Source organism: Portibacter lacus (assembly GCF_021533215.1).
GTDB classification, from domain to species: Bacteria; Bacteroidota; Bacteroidia; order Chitinophagales; family Saprospiraceae; genus Portibacter; species Portibacter lacus.
This window is the reverse complement of sequence record NZ_JAJNKA010000015.1, coordinates 13,596-27,547: the sequence shown is the minus strand read 5'-3', so window position 1 is coordinate 27,547 and position 13,952 is coordinate 13,596. Positions and strand designations below refer to the sequence as shown.

Sequence of the window (13,952 nt, the reverse complement as noted above, 5' to 3'; positions counted from 1 at the left end):
AAAAAAGGAGCCCGCTCTAACCAACGGACTCCTTTAACCCAGCAAATTCTTTAATTTTCAATATGGGTTGTGTAAACTTCTCACTTTTTACTTCTTAAATACAACTGGAACTGTATAGATTTCATTCTGCTCTACGTTCTCTGTTTTTAATTTTTTATAGTTCAATTTGCTTTTGATTCTTGCTTCGAATTCTGAACTTGAAACATTCACAACTACGATTTCATTTTTCGAATTCACGATGAACTGAATGTAAGTTCTCTCGTAATTATCTTCAATGTCACTGATGTCGATAGACTTCACTAACTTTAATATTTCCGCTCTAATTTCAGTCGGATTATCTGTAGGTGTTGTTGCTAGTGTGTTAGCATAGGTATTAAAACTTGCGAAGAATGCACATAAAAGAGCGACGAACATTAATTTTGATTTTTTCATTATAATTGTTTTTTTATTGTTATTATGTTAATTAATTTTTAAATATATAAATACTTACTAATCTGTTATTTATGCGTTATTTATGAGTAGATATTTTCATATTGTTGTACACTTTAAAGACGGAGCTTATTTCGAAAGGTTGCACTCAAATGGAGGTAATTCTATGAACTTGATCAATTAAAAGACGAACGTCAGATTAATTAAGACAACTGTTAATATCATTTTAATTTAATAGAAAGGTTTCCACACAATAAGGCTATTAATTCAAGGCTCCTAGCTTAGTTTCTGTCAAATTTTAATGTAGAACAATACCATTTCCGCTCTTAACTATATATAAGAGTATTAGAATCGAAAGTCAGTGAAAAGAAATTTACCTAAATAAAAATAGTATGTATATATATGGAGGCAGACTCAAAGACCAGTGTATCAAAATTTGCGTAGATAAAGGCTGCGAACTTTCCTGATTTTGCGGAAAGTTAATTTAGATTAGAACGGCTAGAATAGATAAACTCTTAGACCTGAGGTCTACATACAAAAAAAGGAGCCCGCTCTAACCAACGGACTCCTCTAAAAAAATTCTCACTTTTACTACTAAGACTATTGCTTCTTGAAAACAACTGGGACAGTATAAATTTCATTTTGTTTTACGTCCTTTGTTTTTAATTTTTTATAGTTCAATTTGCTTTTGATTCGTGCTTCAAAATCTGAGCTTGAAACATTCACAACTACAATTTCATTTTTAGAATTTACGATAAACTGAATGTAAGTTCTTTCGTAATTTTCTTTAATGTCACTTATATCGATAGACTTAACGAGGTCCATTATTTCTTGTCTAATTTCAGTCGGATTATCTGCAGGAGCTATTGCAGCTGTATTGGCATATGTATTAAAACTTGCGAAGAATGCACATAAAAGTGCGACGAACAATAATTTTGATGTTTTCATTACAGTTATTATTTAATATTATTAAGTTAATTAAGATTTAAATATATAAATACTTGTCAATCAAGTATTTCACTTTTAATTTTGTAATGATACGGCCCTATCGATGTACACTTAAAAGACGACGAACATTTGGAAAAGTTGCACAAACAGATTCTTTTTACGATGAACAACAGTAAAAAAACTACCAATTAAGTAGGTTTTAAGACTACCCTGTTTTAAGTTTTGGAACTCCGAAAAAACAATATTTGTTAATGAAATTATAATAGACAAGTCATGGGATATAGTGGCAGACCAATGGTTACCATAACGAATAATAAAAACTTAATTAAAGAGAGAAAATCTCTTTTTGATGTTTTAAGTATTACGCCTCCAGCCACTAATTTAAAAGATGAAAAAGATCGCTTAACACTATATGAGAAAGATCAAATTGTCAAGAGAAGAATCCTTCAAATAAATTCTTATAGAAAAAACATGTGGTTAAAAAACATAATTTCATTAGTTATGTTGTTATTAGTAGTAATGTTAATACTATTATTCAAACCATAAAAAATTTTACAATGGCAATTAGATTAGGGGAAACTGCTCCCGATTTTACAGCAGAAACAACAGAAGGTACGATCAACTTTCATGACTACATAGGTGATGGATGGGTTGTTTTATTTTCGCATCCTGCAGATTTCACACCTGTGTGTACGACTGAGTTAGGAATGGTTGCAAAATTGAAGGATGAATTTGCAAAGAGAAATACTAAGGTAATTGCACTTAGTGTAGATCCACTTAATGAGCATAATGAATGGGTTAAAGACATTAATGAAACTCAGAATACAATTGTAAATTATCCACTTATTGCTGATAGTGATCAGAAAATAGCTGAATTATATGACATGATTCACCCAGGAGCTTCAGGTAAAGCAACTGTTCGGTCAGTTTTCGTAGTTGGGCCAGATAAGAAAGTAAAATTAACTCTAACATATCCACCATCTACAGGAAGAAACTTCCAAGAGATCCTCAGAGTTATCGATTCACTACAACTAACTGCTAATCACTCTGTTGCAACACCTGCAGACTGGAAAAATGGCGAAGATGTTGTTATTTCTCCATCTATAACAGATGAGCAAATACCAGAAAAATTTCCTAAAGGTCATACGCGCATTAAGCCTTATTTAAGAATAACTCCGCAGCCTAACCTTTAGCAACTTATTGCAAACCAGTTTACAAAAGACCTTGAAATGTTAAATTTCAAGGTCTTTTTTATTGGGTAAGCTTTTGACTTTGTGTCAATTGTACTGAAAGGTGTTTTACTAATCCAAATATCGATTTAATTTTATGAGTAAAAGGTGTTTAATCATCTCTATGCTAATGATAGCATGGGGAACAGCTGCAGTATGTCAATCCACAACCATCGGAGTGAAGATTGGAAATAATGGAAATTTAAGTTTTACAAACAAGTATAAATCCGGAAACTATACAGAAATGTACAGGTTCGGAAACGGGTATCAAGCGGGTATAGATATCTATCAACCTATTGCCAGAGGCTTGGGGGTGAAAGCAGAAGTCTCCTATGTAAATTCAAATTTTGAAATAGATCATGATTCTTATTGGCTAGATGAGAATAAAAGTCCAGAACAGAATTTTTACGAAGAAATAAGCATTAATAACTCAGCATTCAATGTTGCAGGAAATGCAGTCATCAAGATAGGTAGAGTAAAACTAGGTTTCGGACCAGAACTCTCTATGGCTTTCCAGACTACTGGAAGAGGTTCGCGCTATAATTACAATGACCCTGATTACGACGGAAGTCCAGAGTTAGTACAATACAGATTTTATTCTAATCGTAAGCAAGTATACAACCTGAATAATGAAGATGAGAAACATGCTTTCGAGACTAACCGAGTGACTTGGGGTCTTAATTATAATCTGAGCGTTGTTGTGTACAAGCCATTTTCTGTAGAACTAAAAGTTTATCAGCCGATGACCTATTTAATCGAAGATTCAACTTCATTTACGACCGAAGAAATGCATCAAATGTCAATTAATGCTCAGTTATCTGTCGTCTACAACATGCCATTGCAATTTAATCAATCTTATGGACCCAAATTAAAGAAGAGAAAATAAAAGTTAATAATTTTAAAACAATGTAGTTTCTGCAAACAAAATTGATCTTAAATCAGTTTTAAAAGAAAAAATTCAATATGAATTCAATTAATAAACTTTTATTTAGCTCCATCATTTTTCTCGGAATGATAAGCTGCAATGCACAATCACCCATAAATTCATCAGCTTCTAAGAAGGAAGTGAATGCTGATTTAGAGGATTTAGAAACGGCATATTTTGCAAGTGGATGTTTCTGGTGTGTGGAAGCGGTTTTTGAATCAGTAAAAGGTGTAGAAGAGGTGATTTCAGGATATGCAGGTGGAAAGAAAAGTACCGCTAATTATTCTCAAGTAAGTGCAGGAAAAACAGCACATGCCGAGGCAGTAGAAGTTTACTACGATCCAAGTGTTATTTCATATGAAACGTTATTAAAAGTTTTTTTCGGTTCTCAGGACCCAACTACTTTGAATCAGCAGGGACCAGACAGAGGTACACAGTATAGATCGTCCATATTTTATAAAAACGATGCTGAGAAACTAGCCGCTGAAAAGTACATTGCTAAATTGACAGAAGATAAAGTATATGATTCTCCTATTGTTACGGAGGTCGTTCCATATAAGGCATTCTATGATGCTGAAGATTATCACCAAGATTATGAAAGAAATAATCCAAATCAACCTTACGTGAGAGCCGTTTCGGTTCCAAGGCTCAAACGATTTCAGGCAAAATATCCTGAATTATTAAAAGAAAATCATCAATAGATATAAGGGCTCAATGAAAATTGGGCCTTTTTTAATGGTAATCGATTTGATTAGCAAAAAAATGACTTAATTCGCTTTATCAAATCTTAAATTATACGGTATGACAGACTTTGAGAAAATAACGAAAATCATTCAAGAAAGACGATCCATCTTCCCTGAGATGTATGAAGATAAGGAAATTAGTGACCAGACGTTACAAGCAATTCTCGAAAATGCGAACTGGGCTCCTACGCATCGAAAGACAGAACCTTGGCTATTTAAAATAATGAAAGGTGAAAAGTTAAATGAGTTAAGTGAATTTCTAGGCGACTATTATAAATCAAATATTTCTGAAGAGGACTTTTCGCCGATGAAATATAAAAAGACACTCAAAAAGCCAAAGCAATCTGCTTGCGTTATTGCGATCTGTATGAAACGAGATCCTAAAGAATCTGTTCCAGAATGGGAAGAAATTGCTGCAGTCGCATGCGCTGTTCAGAATATGTGGTTAAGTTGCACAACATTAGGTATAGGTTCATATTGGTCGAGCCCTAAATCTATTAGCACGATGAATGAATTTCTGAATTTGAAAAGTGGTGAAAAGTGCTTAGGATTATTCTACATGGGCTATAAAAAAGACTTCGAATGTGAATCAACACGAACACCTATAGAAAACAAGACAGAATGGCTGTAGATAAAATAAGATGTGCCTGGGTTAGTAGTGATTCACTTTACATCGATTACCACGATTTAGAATGGGGAAAACCAGTACATGATGATCGTTTATTATTTGAAATGATTAATCTCGAAGGAGCGCAAGCTGGACTTTCGTGGATAACTGTGTTGAAAAAGCGAGCACGATATAAAGAGGTGTTTGATAATTTCGAAGCGGAAAAAATTATTCATTACGATCAGGCAAAAATTGACCAACTTTTACAGGATCCAGGTATCATTCGAAATAAGCTTAAAGTTAATGGTGTTGTTACCAATGCGAAAGTCTTCTTATCTATTCAAAAAGAATATGGAAGTTTTGACAAGTATATCTGGCAATTCGTGAATGGAGAAACAATCCAGAACAAATGGAAACATGTCAGCGAAGTACCAGCGAAAACGGAAATCAGTGATCTGATGTCAAAAGACCTTAAGAAAAAAGGTTTTAAATTCGTCGGTAGTACCATATGTTATGCCTTCATGCAAGCATGTGGAATGGTTAATGACCATACGACAGACTGTTACTGTCATTAACTTCTGCACGTTTTTTCGTCTGAGTATTCATCCTTGTCAATAAGGTGAAAAAACATTGACCTACACCTAAGTCTGTTATTCGATTCTAGGCTATACACTAGTAAAGAATGATGTCTACAACTATAATACCGCCTAAATCTTTAAAAACTTGTGAACCTCGTGAACTGACTCCCCTATAATCGTCATAAAATAGGCTCCCGGAACCAACTGACTTACGTTTAATTCCTCAGCATAAGATAAATTTAATACCTGCTCACCGCTCACATTATAGATGATAACCTCTGCATTCCTGAGATCTAACTCACTTCTAATGAAAAGATTATCATAGACAGGATTAGGAAAGATGGATAGCTCATTTTCTAAAACATCATCCGATACACTCGATGTTAATGTTCCTATTTCTAAGTCATCTATTGCCCAGCCCCAACCATTGACAAAGGCGTCCGCATTTAATCTAAATCTAACAAGTATAGTATCTCCAACATCAAATGTCTCTTCTAAATTAATCAATCGCTCCTTATAAAGCTCGGAGGTGCCACGTTCTTCTCTATTGTACGCTTCTAACCAATCTACATGTGCTCTCGAGTCATACCCAGGCGCTAATATATTCCATGTTTGTCCATCCTTAGATCCCTCGACAACTACATAATCCCAGAATTCACTATCTCCAAAGACCGTTTCAGGCTCTCCAGGTTCTATGATCGCAACTTCGTTGAATCTCATTTGATTCGGGCTTTCATCGGTAAGCTGATAAGATGAAGTAAGTTGGTACGTATATTCTATACCATTAGCATGTGGATGACCAGAATGAATTGCTTCATCCTCAAATTCTTCCTCCAGAATAATCCTAAAACCATCGCCAACAAATTCATTTATCCTTGCATCATCCGCAAAATCATTATTGTACTGTGTTACGATAGGCCCGGGAATGTAGAGGTCTATTATAAATGGAATAGATTCCAATCTTTCTCCATTCGAAAAAGATTCAATTAAAATCTCTATCTCACCTTCTAATTGTAAATTATCTTTTAATGAAGTAAACAATCCAACTTCATTAGCACCTACCCTTTCATATCGTTCGCCATCAATGACCACAAATGATGAATCAAATTTCGAAGGAAGATAAAAATCAATGTCTAAGTCGCCCTTAATATCTTGTCTACCGGCGATAACAGATGGATGTAATAGATAATTTTGCTCTATTCCATCTACTTGAACGGACCATATGCCTCTGCCATAGGTGGCGATTACTATTTGATCATCTTGAATCTTAAAGTCGTGGACATTTACAGGAGGCATATTACAATCTAATAAATTCCAGGATTCACCACCATCCATGGATTCTATGATTCCTATTTCTGAACCTACCCAGATTCTATTGGTATTATTAGGAAATACTAATAAAGTCTGAATGGCAACATTAGGGAATCCTCTGTCACTAATCCCATTATTTCCTTCGTAACCTGAAATGTCTTCCCACGTTTGTCCAAAATCAGTTGTCTTAATTACCTTAGGCTTCCCTGAAAATGAAAAAAGTAAATATCCCGTAGCATTATCTATAGGGTGAGTACCTATTCCTGAAACAAAACCCAAAGGTTCTCCTTCATAATTATTCACAGGGCTAAATGTCAATCCCGCATCTTGGGATACAAATACTCGTTCTTCTTTATTTAGAAATCCACCTGCCCAGACGACACTTGAATCTGCATGTGATACTTCTATGTCCGCCAGATTATTAAAACTCCACATTTCCTCAAGCGGACTACCGATCCAAGAGCCGCCGAAATCTTCACTTCTCCAGACACCTGTGGAAGTTAATGTAAATAATCTATTAGGGAAGCGCTTAGAATTAGCAAGTCTAGAAATAAATGGGCTCGTCCCAGAAATAACATCGGTAGCTCGAAACCAAGTTTTACCTCCATCTAAAGATCTCGCAAAATTGTTAAACTGTGATCCACCTATTAATTGAAAAGGATTACTGTTATTCCATATGGATTCAAAACCATCTCCGCCTATCGCAAAATTATAGCGAGCTGCACTATCTGCTTGAACTCCTGCAGGTGTAAAAAACGTTGAATTATCTTGCATACCACCGATGTAGCGATGCTCACCTGGTGCTTTATCTGCACTATAAAATTGAGAAGTATTATAACCAAAGCCGCCATAGTTAAAATCCTCGTCTTTCGTTCCTGGATCACTACTTTCATTAGAAATATAGACACCTCCATCATTCGTTACAATAAATCTAAATGTTTTATCCGCTTCATTTTCTTTGATCATCACAATATTGTGTTGATCAGGATGCATCCCTTTCTGGTTGACGAAATTGTCATTCGAAAAGGTATTATTCCCATTAAATTGACCATACGCATCAGAAATAACAACTGAAGAAGATGTTTCGATTCCAGTAAATACTTTATTGATTTCTAGGCTAGAAACTGGCAAATTATCCGGATCAAATGTAAATCCTGGTGTTAATACCGGCCAAATGAAATACATCATTTCTTCTACTATTCCGCCTTCTACGCCAATGATAGGAGAAGCTTCTTCATCATATGGAATATCATGAATGAATAAATACTCACGCGACTGATCATCTGCATCACCGGAAGTCAGCAACTCCAGCAGATTCCACTTCCCGTCCATTTGCTGATCTCTAAATGATACCATTAATTGAACTTCATTCTCTTTGTCCCATACTGTAAACGGAACTTCCACATAATCAACATAATCATAAATTCCGAAAGAAACTCCAGCTCCTAATCCTCCTGCTGTGAATCGGTGTGCCTTCTGAGTCCCAGATCCGAACCGAATCGAAACCGATTTCAAGTCTTCTTTTGCGATTACACCATCATTTTCAAAATCAGTACCACCAACAAATTCCATGAACAAATCTGTATTGATCTCATTAACTGAAAAGTCAAGAACTTCTTCCACTTGTCCGGAAATATTGATCTTGAATAGATTAACCCCTCCGATGTAAGCTTCATTCACATTGTATGGATGAGCAGTTATAATATTATCGTAAAAACCTTGACCACCCAAATAATCAAAATCTACTAATTCATCTTGAATAATAGACCATGTCGATCCAGCAGTCTTGCTGACATAAACTGTTGTTCCTGAATTCGAAGGTCCACCAACAGCAGATGCCCATATATAAGATGTATCTACAGCGGATACAGAGATTTCAACCCTACCTATATCTGCAAACTTGCTAGCAGGCTCCAACCAAGATTCACCTCCATCTTCGCTTTTTATGACTCCATATTCCTCTACTGCAGCATAAAGTGTATTAAAATTCTGAGGGTTCGCATCTAAGTCATCGATTCTGCCAATTTCACTCGTATACTTTCGTTCGAAAAACTGACCTCCATCCGTCGACTTCCAAATCACAAAATCATCATCTTCATCTTCTTCCCAAGATCCATTCGATGTGGCGACTAATAGAATGTCTGTATTATCAGGATCCACTACTATTCTACTTACATTCTTGAAAGACTCATATTGTTCAGGATTAGCAATCTGTGTCCAGCTTTCTCCTCCATCTTCAGATTTCCACATCCCATTTCCATCTGTATCATTCACAAAATGCTCGCCGGTCCCAGCGTATATCACATCAGGATTACTAGGCGACATCGCTAGAGTGTTCGTCGATAATGAAGTTAAATCTTCAGATAGATTTCTCCATGTTTTCCCTGCATCCGTGGTCTTCCATATTCCACCAGACGCAGAGCCTGCAATCCAAGTACTGTGGCTATCATCTCTTGGATCTATTAATATAGCCCTTGTTCTACCCGCGACATTTCCTGGACCTCTTGATACAAAATCTAATTCATTTCTAGCTGAAGTCCCATCGAAATTCTTTCTAGCCTTTCGAAGTTCTTCCACTAGATAATTCGGGCTATATTGTGGACTTACTGCATCGATCGGAGTTCTTAATTGACGCTGAATCTCACCATATTTTTCTGGCGAATCCATTTTCACAATACCATTTCTTTTCTTCATCTGCTTTCCCTTGATATAGGACCTAGCATCCACCATTTCAGGCTGTTGTAGTGATTTACCTCCCTCATTTACGTCAACAATTTTGAATCCAATCAGCAAAATCGCAAGGCAAAAGGCAAAATGTATTTTTTTATTCATGGTATGAAAATATTAAAATCCTTATTGAATTAAATCACAAAAAAACAACCCGTTAAATTGGTATTATTACGAATCTCAATTCAGCACAAGCTAAATATATAAATAATTAATATATAGTCAAATAACTATATTTCGATGCTCTTATTGCAGAAGCATTCATCTTGTTATAAATTTTATTTATTAGTGGGATTAATGTAGCGTAAAAACTACGAGATGTATTTGGGCCTATTTCCAAAAGTGCAAAAACATTAGATGTTATTAAATTACTACTCTGTATTTATGACGATATAATCATCGTTCATGACCTTCATCGCTTTTAAAGTATCATCACCACCGATCGCAACTCCGGTATGTTTAATATTAATTGCGAAATTCATATCCTCATTTAATACACCTGCATCTATTAATTCTGAAATAATATCCATCCCAGTTATGTCAGCTGGAAGCTCTAATTCAAACTCATCATTCTGAGGAATTATAGACACATTGATGGTCAGCACATCATATTCTTCCTCACTAGCTACTTCTTCTGTTGCTTGCGGTGAAGCTTCTACAACAGGCTCTACCTTTGGTGCTTCTGCAACTGGCGTAGGCTGATGAACTGGCGCGGGTTCTGGTTCTGGAATACTCACCACACTGGCAGCTGCTAATTTAGTAGCCGTTTGAATTAATTGTTTATTTAGTTTCGCAACTTCAAGATTCAGATCAGCATTTTCTGTTTTGAGTTGTTGAATTTCTTGTTCTAATCCAGTAAGCTTCTTTTTCAGATCTGATTCATCTTTTTCTAAGACTTTAATCTTATTTCCTAGGTGCTCATTATCTCCAGTAAGTTTCGCAAGATCCGAATTAGATTTCGCTGTTAAAGCTTCCACATTTTTCTCTGCTTTTGCTTTTTCCTCGTTAGCCTTTTGCAGATCAGCTTTTACTTTAATCAGTTCTTTTTCTAGGTTACTAGATTTCTCCAGTTCACTTTTTATCGTTGCGTCTTTTTGCTTAAGTTCAGCAGTTATTTTTTTAAAGTCTTCAGCTTTTTTCTGAGCATCAGCATTCAACTTTTCAATTTCCATCCCGAATTTGGTATTGGCTTTATCCAAATTCTTTTGGGTGCTTTCTGACTGGGATAATCTATTCGTAAGGTTTGAAATTTCTTTGACTTTGCTTTCGATATCTTTGTCCTTAATGCCCATTTCTTTTTCAAGCATTGGGACAACTTTGATATCTAATTCAAGCTTCTTTATTTTTTCGTTTGCTTTTTTCTGCTCGCCTTTTAATTGATTAACTTGACTTGCCAATTTTTCATTCTTAGCAATTTCTTTTCCTATTTCTTCGTCCCTTTTCTTGACTTCTTTCTCTACTTTCCGTAGTTCTGTCTTAACGTCCGCAACATTTTTCTGCTCCGCTACGTATTGCTCATTTAACTTCTCTTTATCTGCCCCTGCTTTTTCAAGTTCTTTTTTCAGCGATTCTAAATTTTTCTGTGCGTGTGCTAGCGCAGCATGACTCTCTGTATCACCGCCTTCTGCCTCCTGTAAAGACTTGAATAAAGTTTCTTTTTCTTTTTTAAGTTCTTCTATTTTTTGCTCTTGCTCTTCTAGTAAATTAAGATGCTTTTTCTCATGCGCTTCGAATACCGCTTTCTCATTTTTCAACTTAATGAATTCATCATCAAGCTTTTCTTCACGCTCCTTATATTTCTTTAACTCAGCTGAAAGTTCATCTCTCACCTCTTCTACTTGCTCTAAAGTTTCTCTGTGTTCCTTTTCTAACTCAGCTTGCTCCCCTTCCAGTCTGTTAACCATTGCTTGTAAAATCTGAATTTCAGACTCTGCTTCTTTCTTCTCCTTAGACGTATCATCAGTTGAATCTTTAAAATTTGCAAATTTATCTTCGGTCTTCTGCAGTTTTAGGTTTAACGCTTCAATCTCTTCAAGTGCTAGATTACGCTCATTTTTGAACTTAGTAACTTCCGCGTTTTTATTTTCAATTTCAGATTGTAACTTAGCTATATGTTCTTCTTTAGATTCATCCGCAGGTACTAATTGTGCAGTTAAATTTTCATTTTTAATTTCTAATTCGTGCAGCTGTCTATTCGAGTCTGCAAGCTGAACTCGCATATCTTGAATTAATTTCTGAGCAACATCTAGATCTGTAGAAAGCTGGTCTTTCTCCGCGTCTAAAGTCCCTAGTTTATTTTCTAATTCATTGATATCATTACTATAGTCTTCGTTTTGATTCGGTGTTGCAACTGCTTCTTCCTGATCGCGATTTACTGGTGTTACTGGATTATCCTGTGGTACAATAACTTCTTCAGGAATATATTCAGGTTCTGGCGCAATATATTCAGGTGCGGCATAGACTTCTGGAGTATTGATAAAGTTGGAAGGTACTTTGGCTGGGGTTCGCTTTTTTATGACAATTTTACCATTGGGTGATGGGTTGTCAGGAACAGGAGGACGAATAGGTTCTTCCTCTTTTTTTTTCTTACTAGAAAAAAACTTTTTTAACATAAATTCCAGATTTATATACGAAAAAGGTAAATATATAATCCTTTAAATCTCGTATTCTGTAATACAATATATAACAAGTATTTTAAAATTGCTTGGATTCCAATAAAATTATCTAGATTCACCTTCCCTAAAAGTCATCAAAAAACTAATAAAATAAGGTTTCTCAAGCTGCACATCTAAATTTATTTTATCAAATAAATGGCTAAAATTTTACAATCAACAAGTAAAAAATCCTATATAGTAAGCTTACAAATTTGGAAAACAATCAGTTTAAAACCCATTTCCTATGAATTCAGCTAAGCTAACATTTAATTCTTGTTATTTAAATTTCACTCTACATTAGGTCGAACAACTTTTGCTGGAGCACCATATGCAACAACACGATCACCTAAACTCCTTGTAACTAGTGAGCCAGCTCCGATGACCGTATAATCACCTATGACCATTTGATCCAAAACATTTGCTCCAGTTCCTACAGAAGAATTAATTCCAATTTCGCAAATTCCTGAAATATTTACTCCAGGATTAATACAAGCAAAGTCTTTCATTTCGGTATGATGCCCCACACTACAATTTCTGTTAATAGTCGCAAAGTTTCCTAATACAGCATAGGGTGCAATAACTGATAAAGGGCCTATGTGTACTCCATAGCCCATTTTTACTGAAGATGATATTACAGCTGATGGATGTATTAATGTAACATATTCATCAGCGGTAATTCCTTTTTCCTCTAAAAAATGATTGTAAATCTTCATTCTTGATTTTCCAATGGAACCTAATATATAACCAGCTCCTGGAATTGGATTAAAATCATTCATGGTTATAATTCTGATCTTTATTCCATCTGCAGTATAGGGAAATCCGGTTGACGTATTTTTATCCTCATTAATATTAGAAACTATGGTAACTACTCCATTATGATTATTAAGCTTAACAATATCAAGGATGATGCTCAGTGCAAAATTACCTTTTCCTAAAATATAGAGTGGTCGCTCATTCATGATCTGTTCTTATTATAAAACCCTAAGTCTCCGAATGTTTTCGCTTTCATTATTGGCCTATCAAATTCTGCTGCAATTCTATGGATTCTTTCTATTAAGTCCATATTAGAAGCTTTAATTTCTCTATTCATATCGTAGTAAATATTGTCCTCTAGACCTATCCGAACTCCACCGTTAAGAGCAATAGCAATAACATTAGCTCTTAGCTGCGTATCCCCTATTCCACCAAGAGACCAATAGCTATTTGCTGGTAAACTTTGAATTGCTATTCCGATTTGGGTAGGATCTAATTGCAAACTTGAGATATTTCCAAGAATAATATTATAGTACAAAGGACCTGAAATCATTCCTTTCTTAATCAAATACTTGGAATAATTAATCATCCCTAAATCAAAAATCTCTAACTCTGGATTTGTTCCTGTTTCCTTCATCCTTTCACATAAGCCGAAAATCATTTCTGGACTATTGACGCTTGCCTGTTGTGGAAAATTCAGAGAACTTAATGTTAAGGACCCCATATCAACTCCCAATTCTAATGCTTCACTGCGTTTATCTAATTCATTAAAGTTACGTCCGCTTAGTGAAAGACAGATCACTAAATCATTGCAATATTTCTTTACACCTTCTACAATCTCTCGATAGACTGCCGATTTATATGTAGGTATTCCCGTTTCATCTCTAGCATGCAGATGCACTAAAGTGATTCCTTTTTCATAAGCTCTGTGAACATCCTCTATAATTTCTTGAGGTGAAATGGGCACCTTGGGATTTTGCAGTTTAGAAGGTATCATTCCTGTCGGAACAAAGTTTATAATTAGATTTTTTGGTTTCATGTTTACTAA

The 13,952-nt window shown here is 35.2% G+C and carries 12 protein-coding genes; 6 read left to right on the top strand and 6 right to left on the bottom strand.

All coding sequences use genetic code 11. The features are described from left to right. Window positions 1–87 precede the first annotated feature (87 nt). Window positions 88–432 (bottom strand): hypothetical protein, encoded by a 345-nt coding sequence (locus L2586_RS20500; RefSeq protein ID WP_235294824.1) that lies wholly within the window; start codon window positions 430–432, stop codon window positions 88–90. Between the two features lie 597 nt (window positions 433–1,029). Then, window positions 1,030–1,377, bottom strand: coding sequence for a hypothetical protein (locus tag L2586_RS20495; RefSeq protein ID WP_235294823.1), 348 nt, complete (start codon window positions 1,375–1,377; stop codon window positions 1,030–1,032). 273 nt (window positions 1,378–1,650) lie between these two features. Between L2586_RS20495 and L2586_RS20490 the strand changes: the two genes are divergently transcribed. The 6 genes from L2586_RS20490 to L2586_RS20465 all read left to right on the top strand — a co-directional run bounded on the left by L2586_RS20490 (window position 1,651) and on the right by L2586_RS20465 (window position 5,456). Continuing rightward, a complete protein-coding gene (locus L2586_RS20490; protein ID WP_235294822.1) occupies window positions 1,651–1,923 on the top strand; it encodes a hypothetical protein in 273 nt (90 codons plus the stop codon). An 11-nt stretch (window positions 1,924–1,934) separates the two neighbouring features. Further along, the gene (locus L2586_RS20485; protein ID WP_235294821.1) at window positions 1,935–2,570 is read left to right on the top strand and encodes a peroxiredoxin; all 636 of its coding nucleotides are present in this window, start codon (window positions 1,935–1,937) and stop codon (window positions 2,568–2,570) included. Window positions 2,571–2,730: 160 nt separating this feature from the next. After that, the gene (locus L2586_RS20480; RefSeq protein WP_235294820.1) at window positions 2,731–3,492 is read left to right on the top strand and encodes an outer membrane beta-barrel protein; all 762 of its coding nucleotides are present in this window, start codon (window positions 2,731–2,733) and stop codon (window positions 3,490–3,492) included. 77 nt (window positions 3,493–3,569) lie between these two features. Beyond that, window positions 3,570–4,232, top strand: coding sequence for a peptide-methionine (S)-S-oxide reductase MsrA (msrA, locus tag L2586_RS20475; protein WP_235294819.1), 663 nt, complete (start codon window positions 3,570–3,572; stop codon window positions 4,230–4,232). A gap of 100 nt (window positions 4,233–4,332) precedes the next feature. Then, complete coding sequence (locus tag L2586_RS20470) at window positions 4,333–4,905, top strand: nitroreductase family protein (protein WP_235294818.1); 573 nt, start codon at window positions 4,333–4,335, stop codon at window positions 4,903–4,905. Next, a complete protein-coding gene (locus tag L2586_RS20465) occupies window positions 4,896–5,456 on the top strand; it encodes a DNA-3-methyladenine glycosylase I (RefSeq protein ID WP_235294817.1) in 561 nt (186 codons plus the stop codon). The genes L2586_RS20470 and L2586_RS20465 overlap by 10 nt, the downstream gene beginning before the upstream one ends. Window positions 5,457–5,588: 132 nt before the next feature. Here L2586_RS20465 and L2586_RS20460 read toward each other — a convergent pair whose 3' ends face one another. The 4 genes from L2586_RS20460 to L2586_RS20445 all read right to left on the bottom strand — a co-directional run bounded on the left by L2586_RS20460 (window position 5,589) and on the right by L2586_RS20445 (window position 13,943). After that, on the bottom strand, window positions 5,589–9,602 hold the full coding sequence (locus tag L2586_RS20460) for a T9SS type A sorting domain-containing protein (RefSeq protein ID WP_235294816.1): 4,014 nt from the start codon (window positions 9,600–9,602) through the stop codon (window positions 5,589–5,591). Window positions 9,603–9,868: 266 nt separating this feature from the next. Beyond that, on the bottom strand, window positions 9,869–12,109 hold the full coding sequence (locus L2586_RS20455) for a hypothetical protein (protein WP_235294815.1): 2,241 nt from the start codon (window positions 12,107–12,109) through the stop codon (window positions 9,869–9,871). A 329-nt stretch (window positions 12,110–12,438) separates the two neighbouring features. Beyond that, window positions 12,439–13,110 (bottom strand): LbetaH domain-containing protein, encoded by a 672-nt coding sequence (locus L2586_RS20450; protein WP_235294814.1) that lies wholly within the window; start codon window positions 13,108–13,110, stop codon window positions 12,439–12,441. Beyond that, window positions 13,107–13,943 (bottom strand): BKACE family enzyme, encoded by an 837-nt coding sequence (locus tag L2586_RS20445; RefSeq protein ID WP_235294813.1) that lies wholly within the window; start codon window positions 13,941–13,943, stop codon window positions 13,107–13,109. Before L2586_RS20445 ends, L2586_RS20450 begins: the two co-directional genes overlap by 4 nt. Window positions 13,944–13,952 lie beyond the last annotated feature (9 nt).

What these genes read in the sequence shown, in the direction of transcription:
- L2586_RS20485 (WP_235294821.1), top strand. Translation starts at nt 1,935, where the DNA reads ATGGCAATTAGATTAGGGGAAACTGCTCCCGATTTTACAGCAGAAACA.
- L2586_RS20490 (WP_235294822.1), top strand. Translation starts at nt 1,651, where the DNA reads ATGGGATATAGTGGCAGACCAATGGTTACCATAACGAATAATAAAAAC.
- L2586_RS20500 (WP_235294824.1), bottom strand. Translation starts at nt 432, where the DNA reads ATGAAAAAATCAAAATTAATGTTCGTCGCTCTTTTATGTGCATTCTTC.
- L2586_RS20495 (WP_235294823.1), bottom strand. Translation starts at nt 1,377, where the DNA reads ATGAAAACATCAAAATTATTGTTCGTCGCACTTTTATGTGCATTCTTC.
- L2586_RS20465 (WP_235294817.1), top strand. Translation starts at nt 4,896, where the DNA reads ATGGCTGTAGATAAAATAAGATGTGCCTGGGTTAGTAGTGATTCACTT.
- L2586_RS20455 (WP_235294815.1), bottom strand. Translation starts at nt 12,109, where the DNA reads ATGTTAAAAAAGTTTTTTTCTAGTAAGAAAAAAAAAGAGGAAGAACCT.
- L2586_RS20445 (WP_235294813.1), bottom strand. Translation starts at nt 13,943, where the DNA reads ATGAAACCAAAAAATCTAATTATAAACTTTGTTCCGACAGGAATGATA.
- L2586_RS20480 (WP_235294820.1), top strand. Translation starts at nt 2,731, where the DNA reads ATGCTAATGATAGCATGGGGAACAGCTGCAGTATGTCAATCCACAACC.
- L2586_RS20470 (WP_235294818.1), top strand. Translation starts at nt 4,333, where the DNA reads ATGACAGACTTTGAGAAAATAACGAAAATCATTCAAGAAAGACGATCC.
- L2586_RS20460 (WP_235294816.1), bottom strand. Translation starts at nt 9,602, where the DNA reads ATGAATAAAAAAATACATTTTGCCTTTTGCCTTGCGATTTTGCTGATT.
- msrA (WP_235294819.1), top strand. Translation starts at nt 3,570, where the DNA reads ATGAATTCAATTAATAAACTTTTATTTAGCTCCATCATTTTTCTCGGA.
- L2586_RS20450 (WP_235294814.1), bottom strand. Translation starts at nt 13,110, where the DNA reads ATGAATGAGCGACCACTCTATATTTTAGGAAAAGGTAATTTTGCACTG.